The sequence below is a fragment of the Kocuria palustris genome, from assembly GCF_016907795.1.
In the GTDB taxonomy this organism is placed as follows: domain Bacteria; phylum Actinomycetota; class Actinomycetes; order Actinomycetales; family Micrococcaceae; genus Kocuria; species Kocuria palustris.
Genome location: NZ_JAFBCR010000001.1, coordinates 88,146 through 105,344, shown reverse-complemented (window position 1 = coordinate 105,344; position 17,199 = coordinate 88,146). Strand labels below are relative to the sequence as shown.

Below are 17,199 nucleotides of genomic sequence, written 5' to 3'. Positions count from 1 at the left end.
GCCGCTCACCGCCCCTGGTACGGGCCGCCGACGCTGCGGGCGGCGTCGGGATGGGGGCTGGAGAGCTCGCCGTCGAGCACGACGGGGTGCCCGCGCAGCAGGGTCGCGCGGACCGAACCGGGCAGGGTCAGGCCGCGGTAGGGGCTGTTGCGCCCCTTGCTGGCGTGGGCCTCGGGATCCACGACGGTCTCGGCGGCCGGGTCGAAGAGCACGATGTTGGCGGGCTCCCCCTCGACCAGCGGTCGGCCCTGCTCCCCCAGTCCGCCGATGCGCGCCGGGGTCTCGGAGAGCACCCGGGCCACGTCCGCCCAGGTGAGCAGGCCGGTGTCCACGAGGGTGTGCTGAGCGATCGACAGCGCGGTCTCCAGCCCGGTCATGCCGTGGGCCGCACCGGACCACTCGCACTCCTTGTCCTGGCGCGGGTGCGGTGCGTGATCGGTGCCGATGACGTCGATCGTGCCGTCGGCGACCGCCTGGCGCACGGCCTGGACGTCCTCCTCGGTGCGCAGCGGCGGGTTGACCTTGTAGACGGGGTCGAAGGTGCGCACGAGCTCGTCGGTGAGCAGCAGGTGGTGCGGGGTGACCTCGGCCGTGACGTCGATCCCGCGCTCCTTGGCCCAGCGCACGAGCTCGACCGATCCCTTGGTGGACAGGTGGCAGATGTGCAGGCGCGAGCCCACGTGCTGCGCGAGCAGGACGTCGCGGGCGATGATCGCCTCCTCGGCGACCGCCGGCCAGCCGCCCAGGCCGAGGTCCGCCGAGACGGAGCCCTCGTTCATCTGGGCGCCCTCGGTCAGGCGCGGGTCCTGCGCGTGCTGGGCGACGACGCCGTCGAAGGTCTTGACGTACTCGAGAGCCCGGCGCATCAGCAGCGGGTCGTGGACGCACTTGCCGTCATCCGAGAAGACGCGCACGGCGGCCCGCGACTCGGCCATGGCGCCGATCTCGGAGAGCTGCTCGCCGGCCAGTCCGACGGTCACGGCGCCGATGGGCTGGACCTGCGCCCAGCCGGCATCGCGGCCCAGGCCCCAGACCTGCTCGACCACGCCGGCGGTGTCGGCCACCGGGTCGGAGTTGGCCATGGCGAAGACTGCGGTGAAGCCGCCGCGGGCGGCTGCGCGCGTGCCGGTCTCCACGGTCTCGGCGTCCTCGCGTCCGGGCTCGCGCAGGTGGGTGTGGATGTCGACCAGTCCGGGCAGCGCGATCAGGCCCTGGGCCTCGATCACCCGCGCATCGGAGTCCTCGAGACCCTCGCCGATGCGCTCGATGCGGCCGCCAGCCACGAGCAGGTCGGCCGTGCGCTCGCCCAGCAGGCTCGCGCCGCGGATCAGCCAGCGCTGCGCGCCTGTCGCGGACGGTTCGTTGGCGGGGCTCATCGGGTCTCCTCAGGGCTGAAGGGATCGGCGCCGGCGGTCTCGTCCTCGCCGGTCAGCAGCAGGTACAGGCAGGCCATGCGCACGGAGACGCCGTTGGCGACCTGGCGCAGCACGGTCGAGCGCGGCGAGTCGGCGGCCTCGGAGGAGATCTCCAGGCCGCGGTTCATGGGGCCGGGGTGCATGATCGCCGTCTCCAGCCCGGCGGCATCCAGAAGCTGCAGGCGCTCGTGGGTCAGGCCCCAGGTCCGGGCGTACTCGGCCTCGGACGGGAAGAACGCCGCGTGCATGCGCTCGCGCTGCACGCGCAGCATCATCACGGCATCCGGTCCCTCGGCCAGGGCCTCGTCCAGGTCGAAGCGCACCTCGACCGGCCAGTGCTGCACGCCCACGGGCACCAGCGTGGGCGGGGCCACCAGGGTCACCCGGGCGCCGAGCGTGGACAGCAGCCACATGTTGGAGCGGACCACGCGCGAGTGCAGGACATCGCCCACGATCACCACGTGCATGCCGGCGAGGTCGGTGCCCGTGGGGTCCACCCCGGCCAGGCGGGCGCGGTGCTGGCGCAGGGTCATGGCATCGAGCAGCGCCTGGGTGGGGTGCTCGTGCTTGCCGTCTCCGGCGTTGAGCACGGCGGCGTCGATCCACCCGGAGGTCGCCAGCTGCTGCGGGGCGCCCGAGGCGCCGTGGCGGATCACCACGGCGTCGGCGTTCATGGCCATCAGGGTCTGGGCGGTGTCCTTGAGGGACTCACCCTTGGAGACCGAGGAGCCCTTGGGCGAGAAGTTCAAGACGTCGGCCGACAGGCGCTTGGCGGCGGTCTCGAAGGAGATGCGGGTGCGCGTGGAGTCCTCGAAGAACAGGTTCACGACGGTGCGGCCGCGCAGCGCCGGCAGCTTGCGCACGGACTGCTGCCCCAGCAGCTCCCCCATCCGCTCGGCGGTGTCGAGGATCTGCAGGGCCTCGGCGCGGGTCATCTCCCGCGTGCTCAGCAGGTGCTTCATCCCTCGATCACCACCTGGTCGGTCTCCTGCGCGCTCGCCTCGGCGCTTCCGTCGATCTCGGACAGCCGCACGCGGACCCGCTCCTGGGAGGAGGTGGGGAGGTTCTTGCCGACGAAGTCGGCGCGGATCGGCAGCTGGCGGTGGCCGCGGTCGACCAGCACGGCCAGCCGCACGATCTCCGGGCGTCCCAGCTCCGTGAGGGCGTCCAGGGCCGCACGGATGGTGCGACCGGAGTAGAGGACGTCGTCCACCAGGACCACGGTGCGGCCGTCGATGCCGGCCTCGGGCAAGCGGGTGGGCCAGGGGATGCGCGAGCCGGAGGTGCGCAGGTCGTCGCGGTACATGGTGACGTCGAGCTGGCCGAGGGAGGTCTGCGGATCGAAGTCGTCGAACTGGGCGAGCTTGGCCGCCAGTCGCTGCGCCAGCGGATAGCCGCGGCGCGGGATGCCCATGAGCACGAGGCTCTCAGCGCCCCGGTTGGACTCCAGGATCTCGTGGGCGATGCGCGTCAGCGCCCTGTCGATGTCGGCCGGAGCCAGGATCCGCCGTGCGCTCGACGCGCCGCCGTCCTGCTCGCGGCCCGAGCGGTGCGTCGCCGTCTCGCGGAGGTTCTCCTCTGCCACGGTGCGCCTCCTTCCCCGCCTCTCCGGACGGACTTAAAGGGTGCTGTGCCGACGGCAACCCTAGCACCGGGGACCCTGTCCCCCGGACGGGCTCTGCCGCTCGTGCGGCCATCGGCCAGGGGCCCAGACATGCGCGCGCACCGGTGCGGGGCACCGGTGCGCGCGTGTGCATGTCGGCCTGGAGCCGGCCTCAGGAGGCGTCGGTGCGCCTTGCGGAGCCTTCCTCCTGCTCTTCGGAGCCGGGCGCAAGGACCTGCGCGCCCTCCAGCTCGGCCTCGTCGAAATCGGGCAGGGCCACACCCTGCTCCTGCTCGGCGGACTCGGCCAGGACCTGCGCCACCGTGGGCTGGTCCGCTGCCTCGGGATCCGCCTGCTGGGCGGCCAGCAGAGTGGGCTTGATCTTCTGCAGGCGCCCGAGCAGGCCGTTGACGAAGTTCGGGGAGTCGTCGGTCGACAGCTCGCGGGCCAGCCCCACGGCCTCGGCCACGGCGACGGCGTCCGGGACGTCGTCGTTGTAGAGCAGCTCCCAGGCCCCCACGCGCAGCAGCGTGCGGTCCACGGCGGGCATCCGCTCCAGCGTCCAGCCGCGAGACCAGGTCTGCACGGCCTCGTCGATCTCCTGGCGGCGCAGCAGCACCCCGCGGATGATCTCCTCCGTGTAGGCGCCGAGCTGCTTGTCGTCGTGGGCGCGGCGCCGGCTCATGACCTCAAGCGCTGGCTCGTCGCGCTGCTCGGCCTCGAAGAGGACCTCGACAGCCCTGGTGCGGGCCCTTCCGCGTGCGCTCATTCGGAGACGCGGCCGAGGTAGTCGCCCGTGCGGGTGTCGACCTTGACGCGCGTGCCCTCCTCGACGAACAGCGGGACCTGGATCTGGTAACCGGTCTCGACGGTGGCGGGCTTGGTGCCGCCGGTCGAGCGGTCGCCCTGCAGACCCGGGGCCGACTCGGTGATCTCGAGCACGACCGACGGGGGCAGCTCGATGTACAGGGGGGTGCCCTCGTTGAACGCGATGGTGGCGTTGGAGGCCTCGAGCATGAAGTTCTCGGCATCTCCCACCACGGCGGCCGGGATGGTCACCTGGTCGAAGGTGTCGTTGTCCATGAAGACGAAGTCCTCGCCGTCCTTGTACAGGTACTGGTACTCGGAGCGGTCGACCGTGGCGGTCTCGACCTTGGCGCCGGCGTTGAAGGTCTTGTCGACGACCTTGCCGGAGGTGATGTTGCGCATCTTGGTGCGCACGAAGGCGCCGCCCTTGCCCGGCTTGACGTGCTGGAACTCGATGACGCTCCAGAGATTGCCGTCGATCTTCAGGACGGTGCCGTTCTTGATGTCGTTCGAGGTGGCCATGCTCTCTCTCTCGTCGCCGGGGCGTCCGAAAAGCGCGGACGGGTGCGGATCGCAGGACACTCTAGCAAGGCGGGCGCCGCCGCGATCCCGGGGGCGGCGCCTGTCGGGGCCTCAGACCGCGACCTCCTGGTACACCGCGTAGAGGATCGACGGGTCGGGCACCTCCATGATGCGGGGACGGGCGATGCCGTCCAGCACCACGAAGCGCAGCAGGCCGCCGCGGGTCTTCTTGTCCCGCTTCATGACCTCCAGCAGCTTGGGCCACTGGTCGAAGCGGTAGGCGACCGGCAGCCCCAGGGACTCCAGGATGCTGCGGTGGCGCTCCACGACCTCGTCCGAGAGCGTGCCGTTGGTGCGGCCCAGCTCAGCGGCGAACATCATGCCGACCGAGACGGCGGCGCCGTGGCGCCACTGGTAGCGCTCGTTCTGCTCGATCGCATGCCCCAGGGTGTGGCCGTAGTTGAGCATCTCGCGCTCACCCGCCTCCCGCAGGTCCCCGGAGACGACGCCCGCCTTGACCCGGATGGTGCGCTCCACGAGCTCGCGCAGCACGGGTGAGGCCGGGTCGGTGGCCTCCTCCAGCTGCTGCTCGATCAGCTCGAGGATCCGCTCATCGGCGATGAACCCGCACTTGACCGTCTCGGCCATGCCCGTGAGCAGCTCGTTGCGCGGCAGGGTGGACAGCACGTCGAGGTCGCACAGCACGCCGGCCGGCGGATGGAACGAGCCCACGAGGTTCTTGCCCTCGGAGGTGTTGATCCCGGTCTTGCCGCCCACCGCGGCATCGACCATGCCCAGGAAGGTCGTGGGCACGTGCACCACGCGGATGCCGCGCAGCCAGGTCGCGGCCACGAAGCCGGCCAGATCGCTCACTGCTCCGCCCCCGACCGAGACGATGGCGTCGGTGCGGGTGAAATCGGCCTGGCCCAGAGCCTGCCAGCAGAAGCCCGCGACCTCCAGGCGCTTGCCCTCCTCGGCATCCGGGATCACGGCCTGGAAGGCCTGGTAGCCCTCCCCCTGCAGCTGCTCGACGACCACCTGGCCGTTGGCCTCGAGGGCCTGCGGGTGGATGACGAGCACCTTCTGGACTCGGCTGCCCAGGATCTCGGCCAGGTGGCCCATCAGGCCTCTGCCCACGAGGACCTCGTACTCGTCCTCGGGGCGCGAGCCGGTCACGGGGATGCGTGTGGTGGTCATGGCTCTCCTTCGCTGTGCGCTCCGCGCGACGAGGCGCGTCACGAGCGGTTCGTGCGGTGGTCTGTCTCGATGGTCTCAGCCGGCGGCCTGGCGGCGCAGGGCCTGGATCTCCTCGTGCAGGTCCTCGGCGATTCTGGAGATCGGGCGGTTGCCGCTGGCGTTCAGGCGGATGTCCGCCAGGGCCTCGTAGGTGTCCCGGCGCTGCGCCATCAGATCGCGCCAGCGCTGCACGGGGTCTCCCTTGAGCATGGGGCGGTTGCCCGCCCGACGCAGCCGGCGGCGCACGGAGCGCTCGTCGATCTCCAGGTAGGCGACCATCTGGTGCTGCAGCAGGGCCTCGACCGAGGCCGTCATGGGAGCGCCGCCGCCCAGCGAGAGGATCGAGTCGGCCAGCGACTCGTCCTCCAGCAGCTCGGCGATGGTCTCCGCCTCGATCCTGCGGAACTCGTCCTCGCCCCGGGCCTCGAACAGCTGCGGGATCTGCCCGTGGCGCTGCACGATCAGCGAGTCCGAGTCGGCGTAGCCGTAGCCGTAGCGCCGGGCCATGTACTTGGCCAGGTGCGATTTGCCCGCGGCCATGGGCCCGATCAGCACGATCGGGCCCTGGGAGGGCCCCAGATCCGACTGAGGATCCGGGGCCGCGGGACGACGACGTCGGCTCACGCGTTGCGCTCCGGCGCAGGCCCCTCCGTGCCTTCGAACGCGCCGAGCTCGCCGCTCGAGCGCAGCGACTCCGGGATCGCGGCCAGGTAGGCGTCCTTGTTGCGCACGGTCTCGGCGATCGAGTCGCCGCCGAACTTCTCGAGCGCGGCCTCCGCGAGCACGAGCGCGACCATGGCCTCGGCCACCACGCCGGCGGCCGGCACGGCGCAGACGTCCGAGCGCTGGTGGTGGGCCCGGGAGGCATCGCGCGTGGCGATGTCCACGGTGCGCAGCGCCTTGGGGACGGTCGCGATGGGCTTCATGGCAGCCCGCACGCGCAGGACGTCTCCGATGGACATGCCGCCCTCGATGCCGCCCGCGCGGTTGGAGACGCGGTGCACGCGGCCGTCGTCGCCGATCATGATCTCGTCGTGGGCCTGCGTGCCGGGACGCGCGGCGGTGAGGAAGCCGTCGCCGACCTCCACGCCCTTGATCGCCTGGATGCCCATCAGCGCACCGGCCAGGCGCGAGTCCAGGCGGCGGTCCCAGTGCACGTAGGAGCCCAGCCCGGGGGCCAGCCCGTAGGCCAGGACCTCGACGACGCCGCCGAGGGTCTCACCGTCCTTGTGCGCGGCGTCGACGGCCTCGACCATCTTCGCCGAGGTCTCGGCGTCGTGGCAGCGCAGCGGATCGGCGTCCAGGGCCTCGACGTCGCCGGGCACCGGGCGCGCCGCGTCGATCGGGGATTCGACGCCGCCCACAGCGGTCGTGTGCGAGACCAGGCCGACGCCCAGTGCCTCGAGGATCGCAGCGGCCACGGCACCCAGGGCGACGCGCGTGGCGGTCTCCCGGGCCGAGGCGCGCTCGAGCACCGGACGGGCCTCGTCGTGGCCGTACTTCTGCATGCCGGTGAAGTCGGCGTGACCGGGACGCGGGCGGGTGAGCGCGGCATTGCGGGCGCGGCCCTCGAGCAGCGCAGGGTCCACGGGATCGGCGGACATGACCGTCTCCCACTTGGGCCACTCGGTGTTGGCGATCTCGATCGCCACCGGACCGCCCTGGGTCAGGCCGTGGCGCACGCCGCCCAGCAGGCGCACGCGGTCCTGCTCGAACTTCATGCGCGCGCCGCGGCCGTAGCCGTGGCGGCGTCGGGCCAGCGCGGCCTGGATGTCGGCCGAGGTCAGGCTGACCCCGGCGGGAACGCCCTCGATGATGCCCACGAGGGCCTCTCCGTGGGACTCACCAGCACTCAGCCAGCGCAGCATGTTCAGCCTCTCTTCGTCCTGGGCTCCACGCGCGGTCGCGGGAGCATGTGGGTGATTCCTCTGCGTTCGTGCCGAGCGCAGCTCGTGCCCCGAAGGGGCTCAGGAGCTGCGCAGGACCGCCTCGGCCAGCTCGGGCCGCCCGGCGATGGTGCACAGGGCGCGGATCACCGCGTGCTCCTGGGGCAGGGGCTGGCCGATCGAGCGACCGGTGAACAGCCGGATCTGATCCAGTGCCTGCAGCACGAGCATATCCAGCCCGGGGACCACCGTGCCCCCTGCCCGCTGCCATGCCCGTGCCAGCGCCGAGGGCCAGGGGTCATAGGCGGCATCCAGCAGGGTTCCACCGGTGCTGCGCCCGCGCACCGAGGCCAGCTGCGCGGCCAGGTCATCGGCGCCGTGCGGCGGCAGGGTCGAGACCACCAGATCCGATCCGGCCAGATGCTCCGCCGCGGCATCCCAGTCCCGGATCCGCAGCGGCAGCCCGAGGCGCTCAGCGGCCTCGACCGCGCGCCCGGCGCGCTGCGGCGAGCGGACCCACAGCTCGACCTCCTCGGCACCCAGCTGCTGCAGGGCGGCCAGGGCCGCCGTGGCCGTCCCGCCGCCGCCGAGCACCGAGGCCCGCGCACCCTCCGGAACCGCGCCGGCCGCCCGCAGCGACGCCGCGATCCCGGCGACGTCCGAGTTGTGCCCCAGCAGGGAGCCGTCGGGCTGCGGGCGCAACGTGTTGACCGTGCCGACGACCGCCGCCTGATCGCTCAGCTCGTCGGCCAGCTCGGCGGCCTCCGGCTTCAGGGGCATGGTCACCGACATCCCCTGCCAGGCCGGATCCTGGCGCAGCAGCGCGATCTGGCCGGTGAGCTCGCCCTCCTCGAGGTCGTAGGCCCGGTAGTCGATCGCCTCCCCCAGCACCCGGTAGGCGGCCTCGTGCAGCCGAGGCGACAGGGAGTGGCCGATCGGATGGCCGGCCACCCCCGCGTGGGCAGTGCTCACTGGCACTTGTCCTCGTTCTCGGAGCACCACTGCTGGTACTCGTCGACGTTCTCCGCGTGCTCCTCGAGCGTGGAGGCGAACTTCGTCTCGCCGGTGTCGAGGTTGACCGTGACCCAGTAGTAGTAGTCGTTCTCCGCCGGGTTGGCCGCCGCGTCGATGGCCTCGGTGCTCGGCGAGCCGATCGGGCCCACGGGCAGGCCCGGGTTGGCGTACGTGTTGTACTCGTTCGACTTGTCCTTCTTCTCCTCCTCGGAGATGTGGACGGTCGTCTCGCCCAGGCCGTAGGCCACCGAGGCGTCCGACTGGATGAGCCCGCCGGTTCCGGCGTCCGGGTTGTCCAGGCGGTTGTAGATCGCTCCCGCGACGTCGTCGTAGATGTCAGGCACACCCTCGAACTCGACGATCGAGGCCACGGTGAGGATCTCGAACTCGTCCTCCTCGGCCACGCCTGCGTCCTCGAGCGCGCTGTTCGTGGAGTCGACCATCTCCTGGAGGATCTCCTCCGGGGTGGCATCCAGCGGGAAGCGGTACTCGCCCGGGTGCAGGTAGCCCTCGATCGTGGGGAACTCGTCCGAGATGCCGTACTGCGTGGGATCCTCGGCGGCGTCCTCGAAGTCCTGCACCGAGTGCCCGGTGGACTCGGAGAGGATCTGGAACGTCTCGTCCATGCGGACCGTGCGCGGGACGGCGGCGTAGTCGGTCGCCTCCTCCTCCTGCATCAGCCTCGAGACGGCGGCATCCGAGCTCATCTGGCGATTGAGCTCGTACTCCCCCGGCTGCACGAAGTCGCCCGCATGGCCCTCGTTGAACACCTCCATGAAGCGCTCGCCGTCGGCGACGATGTCCTCCTCCTCGAGCGCGACGGCGACCTGGTCGACGGTCGCGCCCTCCTGGACGGTGAAGGTCACCGGGTCATCGCCCTCGCCGCGGTAGTCGTGGCGCTCGAACCATCCGAAGGTGGTGCCCAGCACGGTCACGGTCAGCACCACGGCCACCGTGAACAGGGCGATGGCCCCGATCAGGGACATGTTGTGCTTCTTGGTCAGGCGGCGCAGCTCGTCGGGCGAGCGGTTCTCGGCCTCGAAGGCACCCGAGATCTCGCGCGATTCGCGCCGCGGCCCCCCGCTGGGGCCGGCCGAGTCCTCGGCGTGCGCGTCAGTGCGCGGGTCCTGGTCGCTCACGACAGGTCTCCCTCCGGATGGGCGGTCGTCTCCGCGGAGGCGACCGTGGTCTGGTGTGCTCCGGAACCGGCGTCGGCTCCGTCAGCGGGGGGAACCTCCACTCCGGCCAGCCCGCCGGAACGATGGATCATGGACAGTGCGGCCTCGAGGATGGTGACCGCCGCCTGGCGGTCCACCTTGTCCCGATGCTCGCGTCGGGACACGCCCGCTTGGAGCAGGGCGCGATGGGATTCGGTGGAGCTCCAGCGCTCGTCGAGCATGCGCACGGGCACCGACCAGCCCTTGGCCGCCAGGCGCCGCTGCAGCCCCTGGGCCCAGGCGATCGCCGCGCGCGTGGAGTCGGTGTGCCTGCCGGACATGGCCAGCGGCAGCCCGACGACGACCTCGACGACCTCGTGCTCGTGGACCAGGTTGGCCGCGAGCTTGATGTCGAAGCCCTTGCGGCGGTCCCGCTCGAGCGTGGTCAGCGGGGTGGCCAGGATGCTCTCGGGGTCGGACAGGGCCACGCCCACGCGCACGGTGCCGACGTCGACGCCCAGGCGCCGACCCGGCCGGATGGCCGTCGGCGCCTGCGCGCTGAGCTGTTCGGAGGACACGGCCAAGGCCTCAGGCCCCTGCTCCGGTGCGCAGCTCGGCCTGGATGGCCTCGAGCGCAGCCCCGGTGCGGGCGGGGTCCTGGCCGCCGCCCTGGGCGAGGTCGTCCTTGCCGCCTCCGCCGCCGCCGAGCACGCCTGCGGCGGTGCGCACGAGCGCCCCGGCCTTGGCTCCGGCCGCGCGGGCGGCCTCGGTGGTGGCCACGAGCACGAGCGGACGCCCGTTGGAGGCACCGGTCACGGCCACGACGGCGGCACGATCATTCAGGCGCCCGCGCAGGTCCAGGGCCAGTGCGCGCAGGTCGTCCGCTCCGGAGACCTCGCCCATGTCATGGGCCAGCACCGTCAGCGAGCCGATCTGCTGTGCCTGATCCAGCAGCGAGCCCGCCTGCGCCTGCAGCTTCTCGCGGCGCAGCTCGCCGAGCTGGCGCTCCGTCTCCTTGAGCTTGTCCAGGGTCGACTGGAGGCGCTCGGGCAGCTCCTGCGAGGACTGCACCTTGAGCATGTCGCTCAGCTGGCTGACGAGCGTGCGCTCGGCGGCCAAGTGGTTGAACGAGTCCAGGCCCACCAGGGCCTCCACGCGCCGGTTGCCCGAGCCCACGGAGCCCTCCGAGATCAGCGACAGCGAGCCGATCTGCGCGGTGTCATCGACGTGCGTGCCGCCGCACAGCTCGCGCGACCACTCGCCGTTCATCTCGACCACGCGCACGACGTCGCCGTACTTCTCGCCGAACAGGCTCATGGCGCCCAGGGCGCGGGCCTCGTCGAGCGGCATCTCACGGGTGAAGACCTCGTGGTCGTCGTGGATCACGGCGTTGGCCAGGCCCTCGACCTCCTGCTTCTGCGCCGTGGTCAGGCCCTCGCCCCAGCTGAAGTCGAAGCGCAGGTAGCCCTCCTTGTTGAAGGAGCCGCGCTGGACAGCCTCGGGGCTGAGCACCTCGTGCAGCGCCGCGTGGACGATGTGCGTGGCCGAGTGCGCCATCTCTCCGTCGCGGCGGCGGCGGACGTCGATCGCGGCCGTGACCTCGGAGCCCACGGCGACCTCGCCGGAGACGACCTTGCCGCGGTGGACCGACAGGCCCTTGACGGGCTGCTGGACGTCCGCGACCCGGATCACGAAGCCGTCGCCGGAGATCGTGCCCGTATCTGCGGCCTGGCCGCCGGACTCGGCGTAGAACGGGGTCGTCTCGAGCACGACCTCGACCTCCTGGCCCTCGGAGGCGGCCGGAGCCGTCTGCCCGTCCACGAGCAGGGCGCGGATCGTGGTCGCGGTGGAGAACTCGTCGTAGCCGGTGAAGATCGAGCCGCGCTGCTCCTGCAGGGCGCGCAGCACCGAGAGGTCCTCGAAGCCGCCCTTCTTGGCCTTGGCATCCGCGCGGGCGCGCTGGCGCTGCTCCTCCATCAGGGAGCGGAAGGCCGTCTCGTCGACCGCGACACCGGCCTCGGCGGCCATCTCGAGGGTCAGGTCGATCGGGAAGCCGTAGGTGTCGTGCAGGGCGAAGACATCGGCACCGCCGACCGACCCGCCCTGGGCCTTGGCCGCGGAGACCGCCTGGTCCAGGCGAGCCGTGCCGGACTCGATCGTCTTCAGGAACGCCTTCTCCTCGGCGTAGGCGATCCGGGAGATGCGCTCGAAGTCGTCCTTGACCACCGGGTAGACCTTGCCCATGACCTCGGAGGAGGCCGGCAGCAGAGTCGGCAGGCAGGGCTCGGTCACGCCCAGCAGGCGCATGGCGCGGATCGCGCGGCGCAGCAGGCGGCGCAGGATGTAGCCGCGGCCCTCGTTGCCGGGCACCACGCCGTCGCCGATGAGCATCAGCGAGGAGCGCACGTGATCGGCGACCACGCGCATGCGGACGTCGTCCTCGTAGCCCTCGTCCCCGGGGTTCTCGGAGCCGCGGTACTTGCGGCCGGAGAGCTTCTCGGCGGCGTCCAGGACGGGACGGACCTGGTCGGTCTCGTAGAAGTTCTCCACGCCCTGCAGCAGCATGGCCATGCGCTCGACGCCCATGCCGGTGTCGATGTTCTTCTTGGGCAGATCCCCCAGGATCTCGTAGTCCTTGCCGCTGCCCTCGCCGCGCTGGTACTGCATGAACACGAGGTTCCAGATCTCGATGTAGCGGTCGTCATCCGCGGCGGGGCCGCCCTCCTTGCCGTAGCGGGGGCCGCGGTCGTAGAAGATCTCGGAGTCGGGACCGGCCGGGCCCGGCTGGCCGGTGTCCCAGAAGTTCTCCTCCTTGGGCATGCGCTGGATGCGCTCATCCGGCACGCCCACGGTCTCGCGCCACAGCTCGTAGGACTCCTCGTCGTGCTCGTAGATCGTGATCCACAGCCGCTCGGGATCCAGCCCGAAGCCGCCGTCCTCCACGGAGCTGGTCAGCAGCTCCCAGGCGAACGGGATGGCCTTCTCCTTGAAGTAGTCGCCGAAGGAGAAGTTGCCCGCCATCTGGAAGAACGTGCCGTGGCGGGCGGTCTTGCCGACCTCGTCAATGTCGAGCGTGCGGATGCACTTCTGGACGGAGGTCGCGCGGTCGTACGGCGCCTGCTCCTGGCCCAGGAAGTACGGGATGAAGGGGACCATGCCCGCGATGGTGAACATCGAACCGGGCGCGGTCGAGACCAGGGACGCCGACGGCACGACCGTGTGTCCCTTCTTCTCGAAGAAGCTCAGCCAGCGCTCGGTGATCTCGTGGGTCAGCATGTTGTCCTCTTGGTCCTCTGGAATCGTGTCGGTCTGTGGGGGAATCGGCAGGAGCCGATCCGTGCGTCGCGGGTCAGGACCCGCCGCGGGAGCTCTCGACAATCGCGTGGTCGTCGTGCTCGATGATCGTCTGCTCGTCTGCCCGGAGCCCGGGCTGGAGCTCAGCTTCAGCGCGCCCGCTCAGCCGCTTTGCCGCAGCCTCGCTGCGGCTTCCTGCACCGGAGCCGCCGAGCTGATCCCGCAGCTCGGTCTCGGCCTGGTCCATGCCCGCGCGGATGTCCTGGACTACGCGCAGCACGCGTGTGCCCAGCCGGTTCTCCCGCACGGGCACCTCGAGGCCCTGATGGGCCGGCTCGACGGCGCCGCGCCCGCGCTCGACAGCCTGGGCGAGCGCCCGTCGACCGCGGTCGCTGCCGACGGCCCGACCGGCACCTGCGCCCACGGCGGCGCCTGCCGCCAGAACGGCGAGCCTGGTCAATGCGCTCATGCGTGGGGTCCTTCCGCGTCTCGGCGCTCGGGCTGGTCGGCCTGGTCGGGATCGCGCCGTGCTGAGCTGCGCTCGACGGACTCCCCGAACATGCTCTCACCCTGGGGCCGCTGCGCGGATGAGGCGCCCGTCTCGGGGCCGTCGGAGGGCGAATCCGTATCCCACTCCGTGCCCTCCCACCAGGCACCGCCCTGCTCGCTCACGGGCATCCCATGAGCGGGGGCCGTGCGTCCCGGCACGGACTGCTCGTCGCGCGGGAAGGAGCCGGCGTGATCGGTCGGTGCCGTCTCGGTGCGATCCAGGTCCTCGGCGGCACCCGGGCGGGCGGCATGCTCGGCCTCGCGGGCCCTGCGGCGCTCCTCACGACGGGCCCGCACGGCATCGCCGCTGAAGGCCCGGCGCACCCCGGAGGAGAACGCGGCCGTCTTGATGATGGGCTGGCCCACGGTCGAGGCCACCAGGGAGGTCATGGCCGACATGCTGGCCGAGGCGTCCGAGACGCTGTCGGTGATGACATCGACCTTCTCGAGCTGCGAGTTGGTCGTGGCGACCGTGCGCGTGACCTCCTCGAGCAGCGGCTCGGTCTCGTCGTTGAGGTCGCGGATCAGGATCCGCAGCTCATCGAAGACGCGGCCCAGCTTGACGATCGGGACCGCCAGCAGAGCGACGAGCACTGCGAACACGCCGGCGGCGATGAGCCCGGCGATGTCTCCTCCGGTCATGTGATTGGAGTGCTCCTTGCTCGGCGGCGGCAGAGATCGGGAGAACCTGCCCTGGGCCGCACGTCCCGACGACGGACGGAAGTCGGCGGCAGGGCGTGCAGTGCGGGTCCAACTGTAACCAAAAGGTCACGATCGTCGCGGCCAGCTGTGATGAGGACTTCGTGGCGTCCGCTGAAGACGCGCCCCAGCACCCTTCCGTCCGATGACGCGCCGGCCCCTCCGTGACCAGCGCATACAAGTGTGTACTGTGAGGTGCACCACACCGGAGAACCGGTGTTCAGCTCTCGGATCAAGGGGGATCCATGCACCGCACCACACCCTCCCGCGCGCCGCGCGGCGGCGCCCAGACGCCGACGCCCGTCCGCAGCCGCCGTCGCTCCCGCGCCGTCGCGGCACTCATCGCCACCTCGGCCATGGCCCTGACGTCCTCCGGCGGGCTGCTGCCCGCCTACGCCGCACCCGCCGCCGAGACGGGCGAACAGCGCCAGCTCGTGCTCGCCGCAGAGGGCGTCAGCGCCGCTCAGGCCGTCGCAGCGATCGAAGCGGCCGGCGGCGAGGTCGCCGAGCGCAATGACGCGATCGGCCTGTTCACCGTCAACGGCCCCTCAGATCTGGACGAGCGCCTGGAATCCTCCGCCGCCATCGCCGGCACCATGGACGACCAAGTCATCGGCTACACCCCGGATGCCCAGGCGCAGCAGCGGCGCAAGGACACGGACGATGTCGAGCGCGCCCGTGCCGACCGCCCGGCGGTGAAGGCCGACCCCGAGAACCGACGGGTGCCGCCGGGGCAGGCGAAGAAGCGCCCCGAGCCCACGACCGCCGATGACCCCCTGCGCAGCCGGCAGTGGAACCTCGACATGATCGATGCCGACCAGGCCCACCGCACCCAGACCGGCAAGGGCGTGCGGGTCGGCGTCATGGACACCGGAGTGGACGGCACGCACCCGGACATCGCCCCCAACCTCAACACGGGCCTCTCCCGCAACTTCACCACCGACATCCCAGAGATCGACGGCGCCTGCGCCGAGGATCCCGACGGCTCCTGCGAGGACGGCAGCACCGTGGACGAGGGCGGTCACGGCACCCACGTGGCCTCCACGATCGCCTCCCCCGTCAACGGGCTGGGCATCGAGGGCGTGGCCCCGGGCGCAGAGATCGTGAACCTGCGCGTGGGCCAGGACAGCGGCTACTTCTTCCTGGAGCCGACGCTCGAGGCCCTGACCTATGCCCCCACCGTCGGCGTGGACGTGGTCAACATGAGCTACTACATCGATCCCTGGGCCTTCAACTGCACGGCCAACCCGGCCGACAGCCCCGAGGAGCAGGCGCAGCAGCAGCTCACAATCGAGGCCACCAACCGGGCGCTGCGCTACGCGAAGACCCACGGGGTGACGCTGATCGCCGCCATGGGCAACTCCCACATGGACCTGGGCAACCCGCAGGTGGACGACTCGAGCCCGGACTTCCCCGAGGGCCAGGCCCGTGAGCGCACGATCGACAACTCCTGCCTGGACATCCCGACCGAGGGCGACGGCGTGCTGAGCGTCTCCGCCGTGGGGCCGTCGGGGATCAAGGCGGACTACTCCAACTACGGCACCGAGCAGACCACGGTCGCCGCCCCGGGCGGGTACTTCCGCGACTACGACGGCACCCCGCGCGGGCGCCAGCCCGGGAACATGATCCTGGCGGCCGTCCCGGCCGTCGTGGTCCGGGAGATGGGCGTGCTGGATGAGAAGGGCGAGTCCACGGACCCGTTCATCGTCAGCGAGTGCGACGCCGCCGGACAGTGCGCCTACTACGAGCACATGCAGGGCACCTCCATGGCCGCCCCGCACGCCACAGGAGTCGCCGCGCTGATCATCGGCTCCCAGGGCCAGCCCGATCGCCAGCTCGGCGGGGTGAAGCTGCAGCCGCACCGCACCGAGAAGCTGCTCGAGCTCTCCGCCCACGAGAAGGCCTGTGACGCCCCGGTGGTCTCCTATCCCGGGCGCGATGCCTCCTACACGGCGCCGTGCGAGGGCACCGCGGAGTTCAACGGGTTCTACGGCTCCGGGATCGTCAATGCCGCCAGCGCCGTGAGCCGCACGCCGCACAAGCACTGAAGATCGCCTCCGTCCCGGTGAGCCGCTGCGCGGCTGACCGGGACGGACATGACGAAGGGCCCGCACCGTCCGAGGACGGTGCGGGCCCTTCCGCCGACAGGACGGCCGCAAGAGCGGCCGACCGGGTGCAGGCCTGGATCAGGCCATGCGGGCGTAGTACTCGACCACGAGCTGCTCTTCGCAGGTCACGGGGATCTCCGAGCGCTCCGGCAGGCGGGTGAAGGTCGCCTGCAGCTTGTCGATCGCGACGTCCAGGTAGGCCGGGGTGTCCGGGAGGACATCCTGGTGCGCGCCGGTGGCGGCGACCTGGAACGGAGCCATCTTCTCCGAGCGCGAGTGCACGTGGATCATCTGGCCGGGCTTGACCATGAACGACGGGCGATCGACTCGCTGGCCGTCGACCATGATGTGGCGGTGCACGACGAGCTGACGGGCCTGGGCCATGGTGCGGGCGAAGCCGGCACGCAGGACCAGGGCATCGAGACGGGACTCGAGCAGGGTCAGCAGGTTCGTACCCGTACGGCCCTCGCGGCGCTTGGCCTCGACGTAGGCGCGGTGCATCTGCTTCTCGCGGATGTTGTACTGCGCGCGCAGACGCTGCTTCTCGAGCAGGCGGACCTTGTAGTCCGAATCCTGCTTGCGACGGGCACGGCCGTGCTCGCCCGGACCGTACGGACGGCGCTCGAAGTACTTCTCGGCCTTCGGCGTCAGCGCGATGCCGAGGGCACGCGACTTGCGCACCTGGCGGCGCGCGCGATTGGCGTTGTTGGACACGATGGTCCCCTTTCATGCGGGCGCTGCGGATCCGGCACAGCAGTGCTGCGATCCGCAGTGCAATCTGTTCGGCACGGCCTCCGTCACGGCATCTTTCCGTGCGGAGAGCTGGGGATCAGCCGCAATCCCCTCACGCTGCAGGTCACCTGCTCGAGCTCCCGGGTCCGTGCGGTTGGGACACGTCCGAGGTGCGCG

General features: G+C 71.2%; 14 protein-coding genes and 2 pseudogenes. 1 reads left to right on the top strand and 15 read right to left on the bottom strand.

The features are described 5' to 3' along the window. Positions 1-5: 5 nt before the first annotated feature. From JOE55_RS00460 to JOE55_RS12965, 14 genes and pseudogenes are all read right to left on the bottom strand, one after another. Positions 6-1,376 carry a dihydroorotase gene (locus JOE55_RS00460; RefSeq protein ID WP_204781678.1) on the bottom strand — a complete coding sequence of 457 codons (1,371 nt, stop codon included), beginning with the start codon at positions 1,374-1,376 and terminating at the stop codon, positions 6-8. Further along, positions 1,373-2,377, bottom strand: a complete 1,005-nt coding sequence (locus JOE55_RS00455) for an aspartate carbamoyltransferase catalytic subunit (RefSeq protein ID WP_204781677.1) — start codon at positions 2,375-2,377, stop codon at positions 1,373-1,375. The genes JOE55_RS00460 and JOE55_RS00455 overlap by 4 nt, the downstream gene beginning before the upstream one ends. Continuing rightward, positions 2,374-3,000 carry a bifunctional pyr operon transcriptional regulator/uracil phosphoribosyltransferase PyrR gene (pyrR, locus tag JOE55_RS00450; RefSeq protein ID WP_204781676.1) on the bottom strand — a complete coding sequence of 209 codons (627 nt, stop codon included), beginning with the start codon at positions 2,998-3,000 and terminating at the stop codon, positions 2,374-2,376. The genes JOE55_RS00455 and pyrR overlap by 4 nt, the downstream gene beginning before the upstream one ends. Before the next feature lie 379 nt (positions 3,001-3,379). Then, positions 3,380-3,787: pseudogene (gene nusB / locus JOE55_RS00445) on the bottom strand (transcription antitermination factor NusB); the annotation flags it as partial. Continuing rightward, positions 3,784-4,347: an elongation factor P gene (gene efp, locus JOE55_RS00440; RefSeq protein ID WP_006213279.1), complete on the bottom strand. Its 564-nt coding sequence runs from the start codon at positions 4,345-4,347 to the stop codon at positions 3,784-3,786. The pseudogene nusB and the gene efp, both read right to left, overlap by 4 nt. A 111-nt stretch (positions 4,348-4,458) precedes the next feature. Beyond that, on the bottom strand, positions 4,459-5,544 hold the full coding sequence (gene aroB, locus JOE55_RS00435) for a 3-dehydroquinate synthase (RefSeq protein ID WP_006213280.1): 1,086 nt from the start codon (positions 5,542-5,544) through the stop codon (positions 4,459-4,461). 75 nt (positions 5,545-5,619) lie between these two features. Continuing rightward, positions 5,620-6,207: a shikimate kinase gene (locus tag JOE55_RS00430; protein ID WP_204781674.1), complete on the bottom strand. Its 588-nt coding sequence runs from the start codon at positions 6,205-6,207 to the stop codon at positions 5,620-5,622. Next, a complete protein-coding gene (aroC, locus tag JOE55_RS00425) occupies positions 6,204-7,451 on the bottom strand; it encodes a chorismate synthase (RefSeq protein ID WP_204781673.1) in 1,248 nt (415 codons plus the stop codon). The genes JOE55_RS00430 and aroC overlap by 4 nt, the downstream gene beginning before the upstream one ends. A 99-nt stretch (positions 7,452-7,550) precedes the next feature. Next, positions 7,551-8,441 carry a shikimate dehydrogenase gene (locus JOE55_RS00420; protein ID WP_204781672.1) on the bottom strand — a complete coding sequence of 297 codons (891 nt, stop codon included), beginning with the start codon at positions 8,439-8,441 and terminating at the stop codon, positions 7,551-7,553. Beyond that, positions 8,438-9,622 carry an endolytic transglycosylase MltG gene (gene mltG, locus JOE55_RS00415; RefSeq protein ID WP_204781671.1) on the bottom strand — a complete coding sequence of 395 codons (1,185 nt, stop codon included), beginning with the start codon at positions 9,620-9,622 and terminating at the stop codon, positions 8,438-8,440. Before mltG ends, JOE55_RS00420 begins: the two co-directional genes overlap by 4 nt. Next, the gene (ruvX, locus tag JOE55_RS00410) at positions 9,619-10,218 is read right to left on the bottom strand and encodes a Holliday junction resolvase RuvX (RefSeq protein ID WP_058870950.1); all 600 of its coding nucleotides are present in this window, start codon (positions 10,216-10,218) and stop codon (positions 9,619-9,621) included. The genes mltG and ruvX overlap by 4 nt, the downstream gene beginning before the upstream one ends. A 10-nt stretch (positions 10,219-10,228) precedes the next feature. Further along, the gene (gene alaS / locus JOE55_RS00405) at positions 10,229-12,916 is read right to left on the bottom strand and encodes an alanine--tRNA ligase (protein WP_204781670.1); all 2,688 of its coding nucleotides are present in this window, start codon (positions 12,914-12,916) and stop codon (positions 10,229-10,231) included. A 73-nt stretch (positions 12,917-12,989) separates the two neighbouring features. After that, positions 12,990-13,403 (bottom strand): hypothetical protein, encoded by a 414-nt coding sequence (locus JOE55_RS00400; RefSeq protein WP_204781669.1) that lies wholly within the window; start codon positions 13,401-13,403, stop codon positions 12,990-12,992. Between the two features lie 383 nt (positions 13,404-13,786). After that, positions 13,787-14,125: pseudogene (locus tag JOE55_RS12965) on the bottom strand (DUF948 domain-containing protein); the annotation flags it as partial. A 302-nt stretch (positions 14,126-14,427) separates the two neighbouring features. Here JOE55_RS12965 and JOE55_RS00390 point away from each other — a divergent pair. Further along, on the top strand, positions 14,428-16,230 hold the full coding sequence (locus tag JOE55_RS00390; RefSeq protein ID WP_204781667.1) for a S8 family peptidase: 1,803 nt from the start codon (positions 14,428-14,430) through the stop codon (positions 16,228-16,230). Between the two features lie 138 nt (positions 16,231-16,368). Here JOE55_RS00390 and rpsD read toward each other — a convergent pair whose 3' ends face one another. Further along, a complete protein-coding gene (gene rpsD, locus JOE55_RS00385; protein ID WP_006213290.1) occupies positions 16,369-17,004 on the bottom strand; it encodes a 30S ribosomal protein S4 in 636 nt (211 codons plus the stop codon). Positions 17,005-17,199: the final 195 nt, after the last annotated feature.

Bases quoted from the DNA above. Each gene is read 5' to 3' on its own strand.
- JOE55_RS00460 (WP_204781678.1), bottom strand. From the start codon at position 1,376: ATGAGCCCCGCCAACGAACCGTCCGCGACAGGCGCGCAGCGCTGGCTG.
- JOE55_RS00455 (WP_204781677.1), bottom strand. From the start codon at position 2,377: ATGAAGCACCTGCTGAGCACGCGGGAGATGACCCGCGCCGAGGCCCTG.
- efp (WP_006213279.1), bottom strand. From the start codon at position 4,347: ATGGCCACCTCGAACGACATCAAGAACGGCACCGTCCTGAAGATCGAC.
- aroB (WP_006213280.1), bottom strand. From the start codon at position 5,544: ATGACCACCACACGCATCCCCGTGACCGGCTCGCGCCCCGAGGACGAG.
- aroC (WP_204781673.1), bottom strand. From the start codon at position 7,451: ATGCTGCGCTGGCTGAGTGCTGGTGAGTCCCACGGAGAGGCCCTCGTG.
- alaS (WP_204781670.1), bottom strand. From the start codon at position 12,916: ATGCTGACCCACGAGATCACCGAGCGCTGGCTGAGCTTCTTCGAGAAG.
- JOE55_RS00400 (WP_204781669.1), bottom strand. From the start codon at position 13,403: ATGAGCGCATTGACCAGGCTCGCCGTTCTGGCGGCAGGCGCCGCCGTG.
- JOE55_RS00390 (WP_204781667.1), top strand. From the start codon at position 14,428: ATGCACCGCACCACACCCTCCCGCGCGCCGCGCGGCGGCGCCCAGACG.